The sequence below is a fragment of the Streptomyces sp. NPDC002144 genome (assembly GCF_053593695.1).
Window position 1 is genome coordinate 102,923 of sequence record NZ_JBSFDB010000020.1, and the last position, 17,629, is coordinate 120,551.

Sequence of the window (17,629 nt, forward strand, 5' to 3'; positions counted from 1 at the left end):
TCCCGCCGTCCGCCGGGAGGGCGGGCCCTGCGGCGTCATGGGGGCTGCCTCGTGCGAGGCTGTTCGAGCGTTGGGGAGCGTGCCGGGCGTCGCGGAGTAGGCGGGACCTGCGCACAGGCCCTAGGAGGACACCCCCTCAGCCGCACGCACCGCGTCGCGATAGGTCCGCGCCGCGACCCGCAGCGCCGCTTCCGGGTCCACGCCCTGCGCCTCCGCCCGCGCCGCCAGCGCGAGCAGCTCGTAGCCGATGCCCTCACCCGTCGGCAATGGCACGTCCAGTTCCGCCGTCCGCACGCGGGACGCCAGCTTCGACGCGAGGGCGAGGCCCGGCTGGCCCAGGGGTATCCCGTCCGTCACCGACTCCCGCCGCTTCTCGATCGCCTTGGTGCGCAGCCAGTGCTCCTTGACCTCCTCCGGGGTCGTGGCCGTCTCGTCGCCGAAGACGTGCGGGTGGCGGTGGATGAGCTTGGCGACGATGCCGCCGGCCACGTCGTCGATGGAGAAGGGTGTCTCCGGGTCCTCCTCGGCGATGCGGGAGTGGAAGACGACCTGGAGCAGGACGTCGCCCAGTTCCTCGCGCAGCTCGTCGCGGTCGCCGTCCTCGATCGCCTCGACGAGTTCGTACGCCTCCTCGATGCCGTACTTCGCCAGGCCCTTGTGGGTCTGCTGGGAGGACCAGGGGCATTCGAGACGGATCCGGTCCATGACCTGGACGAGGTCGAGGAGGCGGGCGCCGGGCAGGTCGTAGGAGGCGGGCAGGAGCTCCAGGTCGGGCATGCTCACACGGCCCGAACCGGCGAGCCGCGCGAGGCCGTCCGTGAGGGCCGGCTCGCCCTCGCCCGTGGCGACGACCACGACCGTGCGGCCACCGGAGCAGGCGGCCACCAGCTCCTCGGCCGTCGGGGCCCCCTCGTCGACCGCTATACCGGCCTCCCGCAGATACGGCAGCTGCGGATGCGCGCCGTCCGCGCACAGCACACGGTCGGCCGCGTGCAGGGCCTGCCACGCGGGCCAGGACAACAGGCCGGGTGCCACCCGGTGGCTGGTGGTGAGCAGGACGATGCGGCCGGGGGCGACGGCGGCGTCTTCGGGGCGGCTGGTTGCGTTCACGGTTCGAAGCTAACCCACGTCACCGACCCCACCACGAGTTGTCCACAGGGCGGGAGGCCGGCTGTCCACAGGTGGGCGGCGCGGAGCCTGGTCGTCCACAGGTGGGCGGCGCCGCCGTACCGTTCCTCCGGCTTCGGCTACGCCGACTGCTGGGTCGCCGTGACCTCGCGGACCCACGGCGTCTTCGCGTCCACGCGGCTGCTCTTCTTGACGTCCCAGGTGCCGTAGCGCGGGTTGAGGTCGACGTGGAGTTCCTTGGACGCCTTGGACAGGGCGTCCCAGAAGGCCGGCTTGCTGGTGTCGGTGCCGAGGCTCTGGGCGAGCTTCTGGGCCTCGAGCTGGAGGCGCAGGTTGTCGTCGAGGCGCTCGGGGGCCACCCCGTACTGCTGCAGCCAGGCCGTCTCGAGCGCCTTGGAGCCGCCGACCTGCTGTTCCAGGCCGGCCCGCATCTGCTGGATGTCCTTGGGGGTGACGCTCACGCCCGCGTCCTGGGCGGCGCGCCGCACCACCTGGTCGAGGACCATGCCGTGCAGGGTGTCGCGGGTGAGGCTGCCGGTCTGCGCGACGGCCTGCTTGTACTGCGCCTCGTTCGCCACGGCCGCGCGCTGCGCCTCGCGTACCTCGTTCACCCGGTTCTCGAGCTGCGACACGGTGATGCGCTGACCGCCCACGACGGCCGCCGCGCCGGGATGCGCGTCGCTTCCACAGGCGGTGAGGAGAGGGGCCGCAGCGGCGATCGCGGCGGTGAGCAGGAGCGCGGTGCGACGGCGGCGGTGCAAGGAAGCCTCCCGAGGAGATTGTGCGACGGTGCACAAAGTCTTGCGGTGATCGATGGTAGGCAGTGGGACGGCTGGGGCCAACCCCTCGACCGACCCATTCGACCAACGATTCACCGCGGCTTCGGGCACCGCCGCGCCCGCACGTGCCCGGCGCGGCCCGGCCGGCTCAGCCCGTGATGGCCACCGGGGCGTCCCACGCGTCACGGTCCACGGTGAGCGTGTAGCCGTTGCGCGTCTCCTTGCTGTTGACCAGGTACTGGTGAGCGCGGCTGTGGTCGGTGTACTGGGTCTTGCCGAACGGCCAGTCCGTCGTCGTGGTGTTCTGCTTGTCCCACAGCGCGTACCAGAGGTTGCCCGGCAGGTCGGTCTTGTCGGTGGCGTTGGCGATCGCCTTCGCGCTGGAGCTGGTGAAGCCGTAGTAGCCCGCGCGGTAGACCTTGGCGCGCAGTTCCTTGTCGAAGGCGCGGACATAGGTGAGCACGGCGTTGTTGCACGACGTGTTCGTGATGTCGTACGACTCCATGTCCAGGTAGATCGGGCTGCCGGCCTTCATGCCGAGCGCGGAGGCCTTCGCCACGGCGTCGTCGGCGTCGGTCCTGCCGAGGGAGGCGGCCGTGGCGGCGGTGAGCTTCTCGGGGTTGGAGCCGGACTGGCAGGGCGGCTGGGCGCCCACGTAGATCGGGACGAGCTTCCAGCCCACGCTGCTGACGGACTTGACCCAGGAGGCGGTCAGGTTGGGCTGGGAGCAGCCGCGGTTCTTGCCGCCGACGTAGACCGCGGCGGCGCCGTAGAGGCCGCCCTTCCATGCCTTCATCGCGGCGAGCGAGGGAGCGGCGCAGGTGTCGAAAGCGCGCCCTGTGTACGTCCGCTGCGCGGGCCAGGTGGTGGCGGCCATGGAGGTCTGCGCGGCGACACCGGCCCCGGCCACGACGGCGGTGCCCGCGACGGCCCACGTGATGTACCTGCGCTTCTTGGACTGCCGATGGCCGGCCATGACTACCCCACCCCTGGTTGTGCGTTGCCGCTTTGGCGAAAAACGAACCGAATCTATCCGGCACCGCTCATGCGTTCGGGAAACGTAAGCCCCGTAGGTTTACAGGATTCACTCACGGAACAGCAAAATCATCCGCCCCACTAGCCGCGCACCTGTCCCAGCCACTGCAGCGTGCGGCGGATCTCGGCCGCGAGGGGGTGCGCGGGGCCGCGCAGCCGCTCCACGTCCATGAGCAGGCGCGCGAGCGTGTCGTGCGCGGCGGCGCGGTCGCCGAGGGCGAGCAGGAGGTGGCCGATACGCCGGCGCACGTCATGGGAGAGCTCGGGGTCGCCCGCGGACACGTACTGGTTCTCGTAGTACGGCAGCAGCGCGCGGTACTCGGCGAGCGCCGCCGCCGGTTCGCCGAGCGACTCCAGGCACTGGGCGGCCTCGTAGCGGTAGCGCAGGGACTGCGGGTCGGCCTGGCCGGCCTCGGCGGCGCGTTCGTCGGCGAGCCGGCGCAGTTCGGGCAGCGCGCGCCGGTACTGGCCGTCGTCCATGAGCGTGGCCGCGTACTGCTTGCGCAGGGTGCGGACCACCGGGGAGTGCTCGCCGTGCTGTTCGGCGGCGGCGGGCAGGATCGCGCCGAGGATGTCGACGGCCTGGGTGATGCGGCCCTCCCCCAGCAGCCGCTTGACCTCGTCGACGGCGCGCGCGACGTCGGGTTTCTCCGGGACGGGTGCGACCGGGGCGGGCTGGGGCGCGGGCGTGCGCGCGCGGTCCGGCCAGGGGGCGTGCGGGCGCAGGAAGGGGCGCGTGGGATCCAGCGGCGCCCCTGTGGGCATCCCGCGCGCGGGCAGGAGCAGCGCCAGGTGCTCGTACACCTCCTGCGCGGACGCCGGGCGGTGCTGCGGGTCCTTGGCGAGCAGGCGCAGGACGAGCGCTTCCAGCGCCTCCGGGACCTCGGCGCGCAGACGGCGCACGGGCACCGGGGGCTCGTACAGATGCCGGTGCAGCACGCCGAGCGCCGTGGAGCCGGCGAACGGGACGTCACCGCTGAGCAGTTCGTGCAGCAGCACGCCGAGCGCGTACAGGTCGGTGTACGGCCCGACCGCGCCGCCCATCGCCTGCTCGGGCGCCATGTAGGCGGGCGAGCCGATGGGCGTGCCGGTGTGGGTGAGCCGGGTGGTGTCGGCGTCCATGACGGAGGCCACGCCGAGGTCGAGGACGGTGACGGTGCCGTCCTGCTTGACCATCACGTTGCGCGGCTTGAGGTCGCGGTGGACGATCGGCACGGCGTGCACGGCGCTCAGCACGGCGCACAGTTGCGCGGCGACGGCGACCGCCCACTGCCACGGGTACGGGTCGTGCTCGGCGAGATGGTCGGAGAGGTCCGCGCCGTCGACGTACTGCATGACGAGGAACAGCTCCTCGCCCTCGCTGCCCGCGTCGTGCACGGTGACGAGCCCGGGGTGGTCGACCTGCGCGGTCACCCGGCACTCGCGCACGAACCGCCGGCGCAGCTCGTCCGCCTCCTGCCCGGCCACCTTGTCGGGGCGCAGCAGCTTGACCGCCACGCGCCGGTCGAGCCGCTGGTCGTACGCCGTCCAGACCTGGCCCATGCCGCCCTGACCGATGAGCGTGGACAGTTCGTAACGGCCGGCGACGACGCGTCCCGCCGCCACGCTCACCTTCCGCCCTCAGGATTGCCGGGGTGCTTGCGCAGGTAGTCGCTGAGCTCGTCCAGTTCGGCGCGCACCTGGTCGATCCGGGCGGGCGCGGGGCGCTGCGGCGGGGCGGGGACGGGCGGCTGGGGCACGGGGGCGTGCGGCTGGGGCACGGGGGCGTGCGGCGCGGGCGTGTGGGGCATCGGGGGCGCGCCGTACGGGGGTTGCGGAGTGCTCGGCACGGTCGCCGCGGTGAACGGCGAGGCGGGCTGCGGGTATCCGTAGCCCGGCGCCATCGGCGGCTGCCCGGCGCCCACTTGGTGGAGCCGACTGTGGTGGCGTATGTCCGCGTAGAGGAAGTAGCCGACGCAGGCCACGGCGTTCAGCAGCAGGATGATCATGCCCGTGTTGCCGTTCGGCGTGCTGAAGTCGTCGGTGTGGTCGGTGCTGAGGAAGGCGAAGCTGATGCCGAGGACCACCACGGAGGCGGCGAAGACCCACCAGTCGACGGCCCTGCGGGTCACGATCGCCGCGCGCAGCGTCGCCACCCACGCCAGGAACCCGATGCTGAGGATCGGCACGGCCACGAAGATCACGCGCAGCACGACCAGCACCCCGGTCGAGGGTCGCTTCGGCGGTGGCGGCGCGTAGCCGTGGCCTTGCATGGCTGCTCCTGTAGGCCTGATGGGGACGGACGTGGGTGCCGAGTCCGAGCGTATAGGCCGACAAGGACAACGGGTCCGGCTTGTACCGAACCGTTGTCGTGCCGATCCGATCCCGGTGGTGGCGCGTGACCTCAGCCGGGCGCCACCGTCCCGTCCGTCAGCCCGTCGTACATCCCGCGCACGAGCTGGTCGCCGAGCCGGTTCGCGCGCCTGAGCGCCCGCTCGAACTCGTCGAGCGCGCGGAAACGCGCGCCGTAGCGCCGTTGTTCGTCGAGCGCGAGCCGGGGCAGCTGGAGCCGGCGCACGTCCAGACGCGTGGCCGTGGACGCGTAGCTGCTGGCCTGGCGATTGTTGGCGGTGCCGCGCAGGAACCCGGCGAGGAACCAGGGGTCGAGCGCCGTGGGATCGGGGCGCAGGAGCACGAGGTTGCGCCCCAGTGCGGCGCCCCGCGTCGCGCCGTCGATCACGCGGGCCACCGCGCCCCCGCCGAGCACCGGCACGACCACGTCGCCCGGCTCGGTCAGCACCGCCTCCTCGTCGCTCTCGGGCAGCGACCCGGACGGCCCGGTGCCGGCGAGGACGTCGTGGTCGGTGAGCACGGGCACGCGCGCGTGGCCGCCGTTCCCGCCGGTGCGCAGCATCAGGGCTCCCCCGCGCGCGAGTTCGCCGACGGTGGTGAACAGCCAGCGCGGCGCGGGCTGCGCGGGGTCGGCCGGCGGCGGGGTGAGGTCGGCGGTCAGCCGCAGGGTCTCGCCGAGGCGCTCGCGTACGGCGATGAGCGCCCCGGCGCCCTCGGGCGCGGTCGGCGGCGGGAGGTGGCGGGCCGGGGCGAGGTCGACGTCGTCGTCCAGGAGGTCGATGACGGGGAGGGAGCGGGCGAGACCGGGGCGCTCCTTGAGCGTTCCCGCGCGGTCGAAGGCGCTCCAGGCGCCCATGACCGCCTCGCGCACCGCCCGCCAGTCGGGCCCGCCGCGTCCCTCCGTCGCGAACTGCCCGGTGTCCACGAGGAGTACCTCGGGCTGCGCGGGCGCCCGGTCGGGCCGGCACAGCACCCACAGATGCAGCGGGATGTTGTACGGCGGGGCCGCGCCGACGGGCAGGGCGACCACGGCGCGCAGCGCGCCCCGGCGCAGCAGGTCGGCGCGGATCCGGCGGCCCGAACGGCGGGAGGCCGCGGCCGGCGGCATGAGCAGGACGGCGGTGCCGCCGTCGCGCAGCCGGGCGAGGGCGTGCTGGACCCAGGCCAGCTCGGACTCGTTGCGGGCCGGGAAGCCGTACTCCCAGCGGGGGTCGTAGGCGAGTTCGTCGTGTCCCCAGTTGCGCTCGTTGAACGGGGGGTGGCACAGGACGGCGTCGGCGCGCAGCTGCGGGAAGGCGTCGGCGCGCAGGGAGTCACCGGCTGCGCCGCGCACGCCGGCGCGGGTGTGCAGCGCGAGGCGGAGCGCGGTGAGCGCGGCGAGGTCGGGGGCGCTGTCCTGGGCGTACAGCTCCTGGTCGGGTCGGTTGGCGACGGCACCCAGGAGGGCGCCGGTGCCGCAGGCCGGGTCGAGGAGGGTGCGGGCCGGACCGGCCAGGTCGGCCATGAGACCGGCGAGTTCGGCGGGGGTCGGCGTGTACTGGCGCGGGTTGGCGTCGAGATGCCGGCCGAGCAGGAACTCGAAGGTCTGCCGCGCCCCCAGCTCGGCGGCGAGTTCGGCGGCACCGCGCAGCAGGGGGACGGAGGGGAGGAGCTGGGGGCCGCTGGGGGTGTGAACGGCCGGGAGGGTGTTCACAGGCCTCGGATCGTTCACAGACCTCAGGCTGTTCCCAGGGCTCGGGCCGTTCACGGAGCCCGACCCGTTCGAGAGCCGCCCCGCCAGCACCGGCTCCAGCGCCTCCGGCAGCATCGCGGCCAGCCGTTCGTCCGAGCCGGCGGACGCCTCCAGCCACACCGTCGGCCGGTCGTGGATGAGCAGCAGGGCGCAGCCCGCGTGGATCAGCGCCGCGACCGGTCCGTCCGGATGGCCCGCGAGTTGCTGCCAGACGCGCTCGCGCAATGGCACCTCGGCGAGTTTGCCCTGCTTGCGCAGCCATGCCTCGACCTCGGCCAGGGCGAAGGAGGGGCTGGTCTCGGTGCCGCCGACCGGTTTCGGGAAGTCGGCGTGGCGGCGCCGCCAGTTGCTGACGGCGGCCCGGCCGACGCCGGCCAGCCGGGCGATCCCGGCGGCGGTCACCTCTGTCGCGTTGTCCTGCACCGCCGGCTCCCCTCGTTGCGTGTGACGCCGAGCATATCGACGTACGCAAGATCTACCCCTTCACACCGTGTACGCAATCATTCTCGTGAATCGTGTTGACTCGGTTCACACGCTCTGCTGTTATTGACCCAGCGAACAAGCGATGGCTGACACGCGGCGGTCGCAGGTCCTAGGGGGGGAAGACATCGGCATGGGCACGAAGGGCAAGGTGGCGCTGGGCGCCGTCGTGGGGTTCGTGGTCATCGGCGTCGTGTCGGCGAACGCCGGCGCCAACGGCACCGGCACCCGTCCCGGCGCCCCTTCCGAGAACAAGGCCGCGTTCGCGGGATATGGCGACTTCCGGGTCGGGACCGACATCAAGCCCGGCACCTACCGCACCACCGGTAACGGCGACGGCACCTGCTACTGGGAGCGCGCCAGGGACACGAAGGGCGAGACGGACACGGTTCTGGCCAACGAGCATGTGACCGGCACCAGTTACGTCACCGTCAAGCCCACCGACGGACTCTTCGTATCCAGCGGCTGCAAGGAATGGCAGGCCGTCGACACCACGGCGAAGGGCACGCCCGCCACCGCCATGGCCGGCGACGGCGGCATGTTCAAAGTGGGTGCCGACATCGCGCCGGGCACCTACCGTTCCACGGGCAACGCCGACGACGCCTGCCACTGGGAGCGGGCCAAGGACGCCGACCACTCGCCCGGGTCGGTCATCGCGAGCAACAAGGTGACCGGCACGGCCGTCGTCACCATCAACGCCTCGGACGCCTACTTCAAGACGACCGGCTGCACGGCCTGGTCGAAGACCGGCTGACCGAGCGGGCTCACACCGCCGCCCGAGTCACCGCCGCTCACCTCACCATCCATCACCATCACCGTCGTAACCAAGGAAGTGTCATGCGTCGTACCGCACTTGCCGCCCTCTGCCTCGTCGCGGCGGCCACCACAGGACTCACCGCCTGCCAGTCCGGGCATTCCGGACAGGCCGGTCAGGACAAGGCGGACGGCAAGGCGTCCGCCACCCCCGCGTCGAGCAATCCCAAGGACCCCTTCGCCGGTCTGAGCGCCGCGGAGATCGCGGACCGGGCCATGACGGCCACCACCGGCGCCTCCTCGCTCCGCCTCAAGGGCGACGTCCAGGACGACGAGAGCAGCGGGACGATCAGCCTCGACATGGCGCTGAACAAGAAGACCGAGTGCGCCGGGACGATCGGCATGGGCGGCCAGGGCAAGGCCGACCTGATCAAGACGGGCGACACGGTGTACATGAAGTACGACGAGGCGTTCCTGCGCGCCCAGGGCAAGGGCGAGTCCAAGGCGGACACCGACGCCGCGGTCGCCCTGCTGGCCGGGAAGTGGGCCAAGATGTCCGCCAAGGGCTCCGACGCGAAGGACATCGCGAGCTTCTGCGACCTGGACACGGTGCTCGGCGGCGCCGAGGACGTCAACTCCGGTGGCAACGGCGGCTCTTCGGACGGTACGGCGGACCCGACGGCGACCCGCGCGGGTACGGCGACGGTCGACGGCGCGCAGGCGGTCGTACTGAAGGTGAAGGACGGCAAGGAGAGTTACACCCTGTACGTGGCCACCGAGGGCAAGCCGTACCTGCTCCGTCTGGACAGCACGGCCAAGGACGCCGGCTCCCTCACCTTCAGCGACTACGAGCAGCCGGTTCCGGCGCGAAAGCCGGCCGGAAAGATCGTGGACCTGGACGCCCTCGGCGGCTGACCCGGGTCAGTCCGCGTGGAAACGGGCCGGCGCCTCGGTCGGGTTGCCGCCCGTGGGCAGTTTCTGGCCCGGGCAGGTCTCCAGCACCTTCTCCATGGCGGACTTCTCGGCGGCGGTCACCCACAGCCCGTACTTCTTCTTCACCGCGACCTGTCCGGCGACGTAGGTGCACCGGTAGGACTTGTTGGGCGGGAGCCAGGTCGCCGCGTCGCCGTCGCCCTTGGAGCGGTTGGTGCTCGCGTCGACGGCTATCAGGTTGAGCGGGTCGTTGGCGAGGGCTATGCGCTTGCGGGCGTCCCAGTACTTGGCGCCCTTCTGCCAGGCGTCGGAGAGCGCGACGATGTGGTCGATGTCTACGAGGCTGCGGCCGCGCCGGTAGGTCACCTCTTTGCCGGAGTAGGGGTCCGACGGGAGCAGGCCGTACGACACCTTGCAGCTGCCGCTGGTGAACCTGACCTCCTTGAGGTCCCGTTTGAGGATGTCGTCGCGGGTGTCGCAGTCGTTGGAGTCGGTGTCCGCCCAGGCGGTGCCGAAGCGCTCACGGGCGTAACCGGTCTTCGGCGCCCGCCCCTTCACGGTCAGCGACTCGGCGGCCTGGAGCGCGGCCCCTCCGGCGCCGGTCTCCTGCGGTCCGCTCGAGCCCGTCCGCGTCTCCGCCTTGCACCCGGCAACGGCACACACCAGCACGACGGCGACCGCGGCCCCGCCCCTCAGACGCATCACGATGCGCCCCTCCCCTTGCTCCTCCGGTCGGCCCCCGCAGGGTGCGCCTTCCCTGGTACGGCGCCGCGCACACCGTAGCCGCAGGGCGCGCGGGGGCACTCATGAGGTCCAGACCACCGGGGACTCCGGTGGGCATACCACGCATATGGGTCGTATCGTCGTTGCTGAGTCACCTCCCAAAGGAGCTCTGTATGGGCATCTTCGACAGGTTCAAGAGCAACCGTCAGCTGCAGGACAAGGCCAAGGACATGTCCGACGCCGCCGAACGGAAGGCCAACGAGAGGACCGGCAACAAGTACGAGAGCCAGGTCGACGACGCGCAGCAGCGGATCGAGGGCCAGCTCGGCATGGACCGCGACCGGCCGGACCAGCCGTAGCACTACCGGGCCGTCCGCGAACCACCCTCCCCGCGGACGGCCGGCGCCGCGTCAATCGGACGCGGCGGCAAGCGGGTTGAGCGCCCGCGCACGGGCTGACAGGCTCCCGCCATGGATCTGGGACTTGCGGGGAAGACGGCCTTCATCACCGGGGGAAGCGCCGGTATCGGGCTGGCGATCGGCAGGGCGCTGCGGGAGGAGGGGGCTGAGGTCACCGTCTGCGGACGGGATCCGCAGCGGCTGAAGGAGTCGGGACTGCCCGGCGTCCAGGCGGACGTCGGTGATCCGGAGGCGCTCGCCCGGGCGGTGGACGAGGCGGCCGAGCGGATGGGCGGGCTCGATCTGCTGGTGGCCAACGCCGGCGGGGTGTACGGGGGCGGGCTGCTGGACTCGACGCCCGAGGACTGGCTGCGCACCTACGAGTTGAACGTGCTGCACGCCGCCCACGCCATCCGTAGCGCGGTACCGCACTTCGAGCGGCGCGGCGCCGGCAGCGCGCTGGTCGTCGCGTCGATCACAGGGTGGAAGCCGGGCCCGAAGTCGTCGTACGCCTCCGCGAAGGCGGCGGAGATCCATCTCGCCGCCACGCTCGGCCAGGAACTGGGGCCGCGCAACATCCGGGTGAACGCGCTCAGTCCGGGTTCGGTCATGTTCGAGGGCGGGGGCTGGGCCTGGTTCCGGGACAACCGGCCCGAGCGGTACGAGGCTTTCGCGCGCGAGGACTTCCCGCGCGGCCGGCTGGTGGAGTTGCGGGAGGTGGCCGACGTGGCGTGCTTCCTGCTGTCGGCCCGGGCCGGTGGGATCAACGGCGCCAACATATGCGTGGACGGCGCCCAGGATCACCCGAGCGCCGGCCGGTTCTTTCCGTAGAAGTGCTGCTGGTCCGGGGTTGGTTGGGATCGATGGTTGGTTGGGGTCGCGGTTGCTTGGGGTCCTGGTTGCTTGGGGTCCCGCTTACTTGGGGTCCCGGTCGAACGCCGACGTGGACCAGACGTAGCCGAGGGCCGCGAGGCCGACGCACCAGGCGACCGCGATCCACCCGTTGTTGCCGATGTGCGTGCCGAGGAGGAGTCCGCGCAGGGTCTCGATGGCGGGGGTGAAGGGCTGGTACCGGGCAATGGGCTGGAACCAGCCGGGCATGGAGTGCAACGGGACGAAGGCGCTGGACAGCAGGGGCAGCAGGATCAGCGGCATCGCGTTGTTGCTGGCGGCCTCGGCGTTCGGGCTGACCAGGCCCATGCCGACCGCGATCCAGGTGAGCGCCAGGGCGAAGAGCACGATCAGCCCGAACGCCGCCAGCCACTCCAGGACGCCCGCGCCGGTGGAGCGGAAGCCGATCGCCACGGCGACGGCGCCGACCAGGACCACGCTCATGACCGACTGCAGGACGCTGCCGACGACGTGTCCGACGAGGATCGAGCCGCGGTGGATGGCCATGGTGCGGAAGCGGGCGATGATGCCCTCGCTCATGTCGGTGGACACCGACACCGCGGTGCCGATCACGGTGGAGCCGATCGTCATCAGCAGGATGCCGGGCACGATGTAGGCCAGGTAGGCCGAGCGGCCCGCCCCCGCGCTCATCGCGCCGCCGAAGATGTACACGAACAGCAACAGCAGCATGACCGGAGTGAGCAGCAGGTTCAGGGTGAGCGAGGGGTAGCGCCGGGCGTGCAGGAGGTTGCGGCGCAGCATCGTGGAGGAGTCGCGGACGGCGAGGGAGAGGGAGCTGCTCATCGGGCGGCCTCCGTGGTCTTGTCGGTGCCGGCGTCCGTTCCGGCGCCGCGGGTGTCGGTCAGGGCGAAGAAGACGTCGTCCAGGTCCGGTGTGTGCACGGTCAGTTCGTCCGCCTCGACGTCGGCCGCGTCCAACCAGTCCAGGACGGCTCGCAGTTCGCGCTGGCTGCCGTCGCTGGGGATCTGCAGGGCGAGGGCCTCGTCGTGCCGGGTGGCCTCGCCCAGGGCCGCGGCGGCCGCCCGGTAGGCGGCCGGGTCGTTGAAGCGCAGCCGGATGTGCCCGCCGGGGATGAGCCGCTTCAGTTCCTCCGCAGTGCCCTCGGCGGCGATCCTCCCGTCGTGCAGGACGGCGATGCGGTCGGCGAGTTCGTCGGCCTCGTCGAGGTACTGGGTGGTGAGGAAGACGCTCACCCCGTCGGAGACGAGCTCGCGGATGATCTGCCACATGGTGTGCCGGGAGCGGGGGTCCAGGCCGGTGGTGGGTTCGTCGAGGAAGATGATCCGGGGGCTGCCGACCAGGGTCATGGCGATGTCCAGGCGGCGCTTCATGCCGCCGGAGTAGGTGGAGGCGGGCTTCTTCGCGGCCTCGACCAGGTCGAAGCGCTCCAGCAGGTCGGCGGCCACCCGCCGCCCCTCGCCGCGGGGCAGGTGGTGCAGGTCGGCCATGAGGAGCATGTTCTCCTCGCCGGTGATCAGTCCGTCCACGGCGGAGAACTGTCCCGTCACCCCGATCGCGGCGCGCACCGCCTGCGGGTCAGCGGCCGGGTCGTGGCCGCCGACGCGGATCTCGCCGCCGTCCGCGCCGATCAGCGTGGAGAGGATCTTGACGGCGGTGGTCTTGCCGGCGCCGTTCGGGCCGAGCAGGGAGAAGATCGTCCCCGCGGGTACGGCCAGGTCGACGCCGGCGAGCACGACCTTGTCTCCGTAGGACTTGCGCAGCCCCTTCGCCGCGATGGCCAGGTCGGTCATGAGAAGTGCCCCCTCTTTTTCTGCCGGCTGCGGATTACAGGCTGCGGGCGGTGATGTCGCCGTTGGCGGTGGTGGCGCGGATGTCGAGTCCGGTCGTGCCGTCGTTCATGAGGGCGTTGCTGACGCGGCCCTGGGAGGTGCCGGCGTCCAGGGAGGCGGAGACCCCGCGGGCCGCGGCGACGGAGATGTCGCCGGACCGCGTGCTCAGGACGACCGTGCCGCGGGCGGCCTCGGCGATGCGGATGTCGCCCCGTGCGGTGCTGATCTCGGCCGAGCCGCCGAGGCGGCCGATCTCGACGTCGCCGTCGACGGCGGTGAGGCGGACGCTCGCGGCCTCGTCGAGCTTGATCCGGCGGTAGGCGCCGTCGAAGGCGACGTCGCCGAGGCGGCCGACTCCGCGGAGTTCGGCGCTGCCGGTCCTGGCCTCGACCCGGGAGCCGGCGGGCAGCTGGACGGTCACCTCGACGGATCCGGAGGGGCCGAAGAGCTGGTTCCCGGCCTCCGGGGCCGCGATCCGCAGGACACCGTCGACGTAGGCGACCTCGACCTTCTCCGCCGCCTTCACGTCCCGGCTCCTGGAGGCGTCCACGGGCCGGACCTCGACCGTGGTGTCGGCCCGGTCGGAGGCGATGAACTGGACGCGGCCCGCGGGGAGGTCGAGGACGGCGGAGACGGGGGCGGGGCTGTCGAACTTCTGCATGATGCGCTCCTGTGTGGGTCACTGTTTCTGACACCAGAAACGCTACGTTGCATTCAAAGATACTTCAACGTAGTCATTGCGCACAGGATTCATTTATGCAGCTCAGAGGGCAGAATTCGTTGCACTGGCCGACACCTTAACGCAACAACAACTCCGCCACTCGTTGCAATGAGTGAGCGTTGAACGCTACGACCCCGGAATCGACGCTACGACCCCAGAATCGACGTCAGGAACTCCCCCACCCAGCCGAGCAGTTCGCGCCCGACCAGCGGCTTCCCGCCCACCTTCGCCGTCTTGGGACGCGGTACGAGGACCTGGCGCACCGCCGGCTTGATGACGGACCCGGGGTACAGACGCTTGACGCGCAGCTCCTGCGACTCGCGCAACTCCACCGGCGCGAAGCGGATGTTGTTGCCCTGCAGGACGATCTCGCCGACCTCGCACGCGCGGGCGAGCATGCGCAGCCCGGCCACCAGCAGCAGGTTCTCGACCGGCTCGGGCAACTTGCCGTAGCGGTCGACGAGTTCCTCGCGCACGGACTTGATGTCCTCCTCCGTGTTGGCGGAGGCGATGGCCCGGTAGGCCTGCAGGCGCAGCCGCTCGCCGGGGGCGTAGTCGTGCGGGACGTGGGCGTCGACGGGGAGCTCGATCTTGACCTCCAGCGGCGGCTCCTCCTCCACACCGCCCTCCAGGGAGGCCCGGTAGTCCGCGACCGCCTCGCCGACCATGCGGACGTACAGGTCGAAGCCGACGCCCGCGATGTGGCCGGACTGCTCACCGCCGAGCAGGTTGCCCGCGCCGCGGATCTCCAGGTCCTTCATCGCCACGTACATGCCCGCGCCCATCTCCGTGTGCTGGGCGATGGTCGCCAGGCGCTCGTGGGCGGTCTCCGTCAGCGGCTTCTCCGGCGGGTACAGGAAGTAGGCGTAACCGCGCTCGCGGCCACGGCCGACCCGGCCGCGCAGCTGGTGCAGCTGGGAGAGGCCGAAGTTGTCGCCGCGCTCCACGATCAGGGTGTTCGCGTTGGAGATGTCGATGCCGGACTCGACGATCGTGGTCGACACCAGGACGTCGTACTTCTTCTCCCAGAAGTCGACGACCACCTGCTCCAGCGTCTGCTCGGACATCTGGCCGTGGGCCGTGGCGATCCTCGCCTCGGGGACGATCTCGCGCAGCCGGGAGGCGGCCCGGTCGATCGACTCGACGCGGTTGTGGATGTAGAAGACCTGGCCCTCGCGCAGCAGTTCACGGCGGATGGCGGCGCCGATCTGCTTCTCCTCGTAGGGGCCGACGAAGGTGAGCACCGGGTGGCGCTCCTCCGGCGGGGTGGTGATCGTGGACATCTCGCGGATGCCGGTGACCGCCATCTCCAGGGTGCGCGGGATGGGCGTCGCGGACATGGTGAGCACGTCCACGTTGGCGCGCAGCTTCTTCAGCTGCTCCTTGTGCTCGACGCCGAAGCGCTGCTCCTCGTCCACGATGACCAGGCCCAGGTCCTTGAACTTGGTCTCGGAGGAGAACAGCCGGTGGGTGCCGATGACGACGTCCACCGAGCCCTCCCGCAGGCCCTCCAGCACCGCCTTCGCCTCGGTGTCGGTCTGGAAGCGGCTGAGCGCCCGGACGTTGACCGGGAACTGGGAGTAGCGCTCGCTGAACGTCCCGAAGTGCTGCTGCACCAGCAGGGTCGTCGGGACGAGGACCGCCACCTGCTTGCCGTCCTGGACCGCCTTGAAGGCGGCCCGCACCGCGATCTCGGTCTTGCCGTAGCCCACGTCGCCGCAGACCAGGCGGTCCATCGGGACCGACTTCTCCATGTCCTCCTTGACCTCGGCGATGGTGGTGAGCTGGTCGGGGGTCTCGGCGTAGGGGAAGGCGTCCTCCAGCTCGCGCTGCCAGGGGGTGTCCGAGCCGAAGGCGTGCCCGGGCGCCGCCATCCGCGCGCTGTAGAGCTTGATCAGGTCGGCCGCGATCTCCTTGACCGCCTTCTTGGCACGCGCCTTGGTCTTGGTCCAGTCGGCGCCGCCCAGGCGGTGCAGGGTGGGGGCCTCGCCGCCGACGTACTTGGTGATCTGCTCCAGCTGGTCGGTGGGGATGTAGAGGCGGTCGCCGGGCTGGCCGCGCTTGGCGGGGGCGTACTCGACGACCAGGTACTCGCGGGTGGCGCCCTGCACCGTGCGCTGCACCATCTCGATGTAGCGGCCCACGCCGTGCTGCTCGTGGACGATGTAGTCGCCCGCCTCCAGGGTGAGCGGGTCGATGGTCTTGCGGCGGCGGGCCGGCATCCGGGCGCCGTCCTTGCCGGCCGCCTTCTGCCCCGAGAGGTCGGTCTCGGTCAGGACGGCCAGCTTCAGCGCCGGGTCCACGAAGCCGTAGTCGATCGAGCCGCACGCCACGTGCACGACGGACGGCGCGATCGTGCCGAGCTCGATGTCGAGGCGCGCGGCGATGCCCTCGCCGCCCAGCACCTCGACCGTGCGGGCCGCCGGGCCGTGGCCCTCGGTGACGAACACCGTGCGCCAGCCGTCGGCGAGCCAGCCCTTGGTGTCGGCGAGTGCCTTGGCGGTGTCGCCCCGGTAGGTCTCGGGGGCGTGCATGCCGAGCTTCAGGGTGTCGGCGTCGAGCTCTTCGTCGGCCGCGAAGGGGGAGACCGACCACCACATCATGTCCAGCTCCCGGGCCCGGTCGCGGACGTCCGCGATGGACCACAGGGAGGCCGCGCCGACGTCGATGGGGGCCTCGCCGCCACCCGCGGTAGCCGCCCAGGACGCCTGCAGGAACTCCTGGGAGGTCGCGACCAGATCGGCGGCACGCGTGCGTACCCGCTCCGGATCGCATACGACGGCCATGGCGCCCTTGGGGAGCACGTCCAGGAGCAGCTCCATGTCGTCGACCAGGACGGGGGCCAGGGACTCCATGCCCTCGACCGCGATGCCCTCGGCGATCTTGTTCAGGAGTTCGCCCAGCTCCGGGTGCTCCTCGGCGAGGGCACGCGCGCGTGCGCGGACGTCCTCGGTGAGCAGCAGCTCGCGGCACGGCGGTGCCCACAGACCGTGCTCGGCGACCTCCAGGGACCGCTGGTCGGCGACCTTGAAGTAGCGGATCTCCTCGACGTCGTCGCCCCAGAACTCGACGCGGAGGGGGTGCTCCTCGGTGGGCGGGAAGACGTCGAGGATGCCGCCTCGTACGGCGAACTCGCCGCGCTTCTCGACGAGTTCCACGCGCGCGTACGCGGCGGCGGCGAGGGCTTCCACGACCTCGTTCAGATCGGCGGTCTGCCCGGTCCTGAGCGCGACCGGCTCCAGGTCGCCGAGCCCCTTGACCTGCGGTTGCAGCACGGACCGTACGGGCGCCACGACCACGGAGACCGGTCCGGTCTCGGGGTCGTCGGGGCGGGGGTGGGCGAGCCGGCGCAGGACGGCCAGCCGGCGCCCCACGGTGTCGCTGCGCGGGCTGAGCCGCTCGTGCGGGAGCGTCTCCCAGGACGGGTACTCCGCCACGCCCTCCGGCGGCAGCAGCGAGCGCAGGGCTGCCGCCAGGTCCTCCGCCTCCCGTCCCGTGGCCGTCACCGCCAGCACCGGGCGGCCGGTCTCGCGGGCCAGCGCGGCGACCGCGAAGGGGCGGGCCGCCTGGGGTCCGACCAGGTCGACGTGCATGCGGTTGCCGTCGGCCCCCGCTCTGATCGCTTCGGCGAGGGCGGGGTCCTTGACGACGGCGTCGAGCAGACCGTGCAGGCTCATTCGGGGCGGCTTTCGTCCGGGGCGGGCAACGCGAATCACCCGACACGCGTGGCGGGCCGGGGGTTCCCAGGGTACGTCGCGCTCCGCGGTCGCGCCGGGGGCTGTGGATACCGCAGTCGGCCTGTGGATACGGCTGGGGATACGAAAGACCCGGCGCCGGGACGTCCCCCCAAGGACTCCCCGGCGCCGGGCTCTCCCCCGCAACCCCCGTGTGCGGTGGTCGTACCCCCGGCTCCC

15 protein-coding genes are annotated in these 17,629 nt (G+C 71.7%); 4 read left to right on the forward strand and 11 right to left on the reverse strand.

The features are described 5' to 3' along the window. Window positions 1-120: 120 nt before the first annotated feature. From ACWCQ1_RS28090 to ACWCQ1_RS28115, 6 genes are all read right to left on the reverse strand, one after another. On the reverse strand, window positions 121-1,110 hold the full coding sequence (locus ACWCQ1_RS28090; protein ID WP_451027636.1) for a nucleoside triphosphate pyrophosphohydrolase: 990 nt from the start codon (window positions 1,108-1,110) through the stop codon (window positions 121-123). A gap of 137 nt (window positions 1,111-1,247) precedes the next feature. After that, window positions 1,248-1,889 carry a SurA N-terminal domain-containing protein gene (locus tag ACWCQ1_RS28095; RefSeq protein ID WP_133045924.1) on the reverse strand — a complete coding sequence of 214 codons (642 nt, stop codon included), beginning with the start codon at window positions 1,887-1,889 and terminating at the stop codon, window positions 1,248-1,250. A gap of 166 nt (window positions 1,890-2,055) precedes the next feature. Continuing rightward, window positions 2,056-2,883 carry a glycoside hydrolase domain-containing protein gene (locus tag ACWCQ1_RS28100; RefSeq protein ID WP_358592758.1) on the reverse strand — a complete coding sequence of 276 codons (828 nt, stop codon included), beginning with the start codon at window positions 2,881-2,883 and terminating at the stop codon, window positions 2,056-2,058. A gap of 140 nt (window positions 2,884-3,023) precedes the next feature. Beyond that, the gene (locus ACWCQ1_RS28105) at window positions 3,024-4,511 is read right to left on the reverse strand and encodes a serine/threonine-protein kinase (protein ID WP_280117596.1); all 1,488 of its coding nucleotides are present in this window, start codon (window positions 4,509-4,511) and stop codon (window positions 3,024-3,026) included. A 38-nt stretch (window positions 4,512-4,549) separates the two neighbouring features. Further along, complete coding sequence (locus ACWCQ1_RS28110; RefSeq protein ID WP_358592756.1) at window positions 4,550-5,194, reverse strand: hypothetical protein; 645 nt, start codon at window positions 5,192-5,194, stop codon at window positions 4,550-4,552. 131 nt (window positions 5,195-5,325) lie between these two features. After that, window positions 5,326-7,428, reverse strand: coding sequence for an N-6 DNA methylase (locus ACWCQ1_RS28115; RefSeq protein ID WP_451027637.1), 2,103 nt, complete (start codon window positions 7,426-7,428; stop codon window positions 5,326-5,328). Window positions 7,429-7,618: 190 nt separating this feature from the next. Between ACWCQ1_RS28115 and ACWCQ1_RS28120 the strand changes: the two genes are divergently transcribed. Next, window positions 7,619-8,239 carry a hypothetical protein gene (locus tag ACWCQ1_RS28120; RefSeq protein ID WP_451027638.1) on the forward strand — a complete coding sequence of 207 codons (621 nt, stop codon included), beginning with the start codon at window positions 7,619-7,621 and terminating at the stop codon, window positions 8,237-8,239. 83 nt (window positions 8,240-8,322) lie between these two features. Beyond that, window positions 8,323-9,153 carry a hypothetical protein gene (locus ACWCQ1_RS28125; protein ID WP_358592750.1) on the forward strand — a complete coding sequence of 277 codons (831 nt, stop codon included), beginning with the start codon at window positions 8,323-8,325 and terminating at the stop codon, window positions 9,151-9,153. Between the two features lie 6 nt (window positions 9,154-9,159). On the opposite strand, the gene ACWCQ1_RS28130 is transcribed toward ACWCQ1_RS28125, so the two are convergent. Continuing rightward, a complete protein-coding gene (locus ACWCQ1_RS28130) occupies window positions 9,160-9,873 on the reverse strand; it encodes an HNH endonuclease family protein (RefSeq protein ID WP_207929873.1) in 714 nt (237 codons plus the stop codon). A gap of 194 nt (window positions 9,874-10,067) precedes the next feature. Here ACWCQ1_RS28130 and ACWCQ1_RS28135 point away from each other — a divergent pair, with 194 nt between their 5' ends. Both ACWCQ1_RS28135 and ACWCQ1_RS28140 read left to right on the forward strand, forming a co-directional pair. Then, on the forward strand, window positions 10,068-10,253 hold the full coding sequence (locus ACWCQ1_RS28135) for an antitoxin (protein ID WP_133045916.1): 186 nt from the start codon (window positions 10,068-10,070) through the stop codon (window positions 10,251-10,253). A gap of 111 nt (window positions 10,254-10,364) precedes the next feature. Next, window positions 10,365-11,123, forward strand: a complete 759-nt coding sequence (locus ACWCQ1_RS28140; protein ID WP_358592748.1) for an SDR family NAD(P)-dependent oxidoreductase — start codon at window positions 10,365-10,367, stop codon at window positions 11,121-11,123. A gap of 84 nt (window positions 11,124-11,207) precedes the next feature. On the opposite strand, the gene ACWCQ1_RS28145 is transcribed toward ACWCQ1_RS28140, so the two are convergent. The 4 genes from ACWCQ1_RS28145 to mfd all read right to left on the reverse strand — a co-directional run bounded on the left by ACWCQ1_RS28145 (window position 11,208) and on the right by mfd (window position 17,392). Continuing rightward, on the reverse strand, window positions 11,208-11,987 hold the full coding sequence (locus tag ACWCQ1_RS28145; RefSeq protein WP_133045914.1) for an ABC transporter permease: 780 nt from the start codon (window positions 11,985-11,987) through the stop codon (window positions 11,208-11,210). Continuing rightward, the gene (locus ACWCQ1_RS28150) at window positions 11,984-12,955 is read right to left on the reverse strand and encodes an ATP-binding cassette domain-containing protein (RefSeq protein ID WP_358592745.1); all 972 of its coding nucleotides are present in this window, start codon (window positions 12,953-12,955) and stop codon (window positions 11,984-11,986) included. Before ACWCQ1_RS28150 ends, ACWCQ1_RS28145 begins: the two co-directional genes overlap by 4 nt. A gap of 34 nt (window positions 12,956-12,989) precedes the next feature. Continuing rightward, window positions 12,990-13,655 carry a DUF4097 family beta strand repeat-containing protein gene (locus ACWCQ1_RS28155; protein ID WP_451027639.1) on the reverse strand — a complete coding sequence of 222 codons (666 nt, stop codon included), beginning with the start codon at window positions 13,653-13,655 and terminating at the stop codon, window positions 12,990-12,992. 206 nt (window positions 13,656-13,861) lie between these two features. Continuing rightward, entirely contained in the window at window positions 13,862-17,392 is a 3,531-nt protein-coding gene (gene mfd, locus ACWCQ1_RS28160) for a transcription-repair coupling factor (protein ID WP_358592742.1), read from the reverse strand. Window positions 17,393-17,629 lie beyond the last annotated feature (237 nt).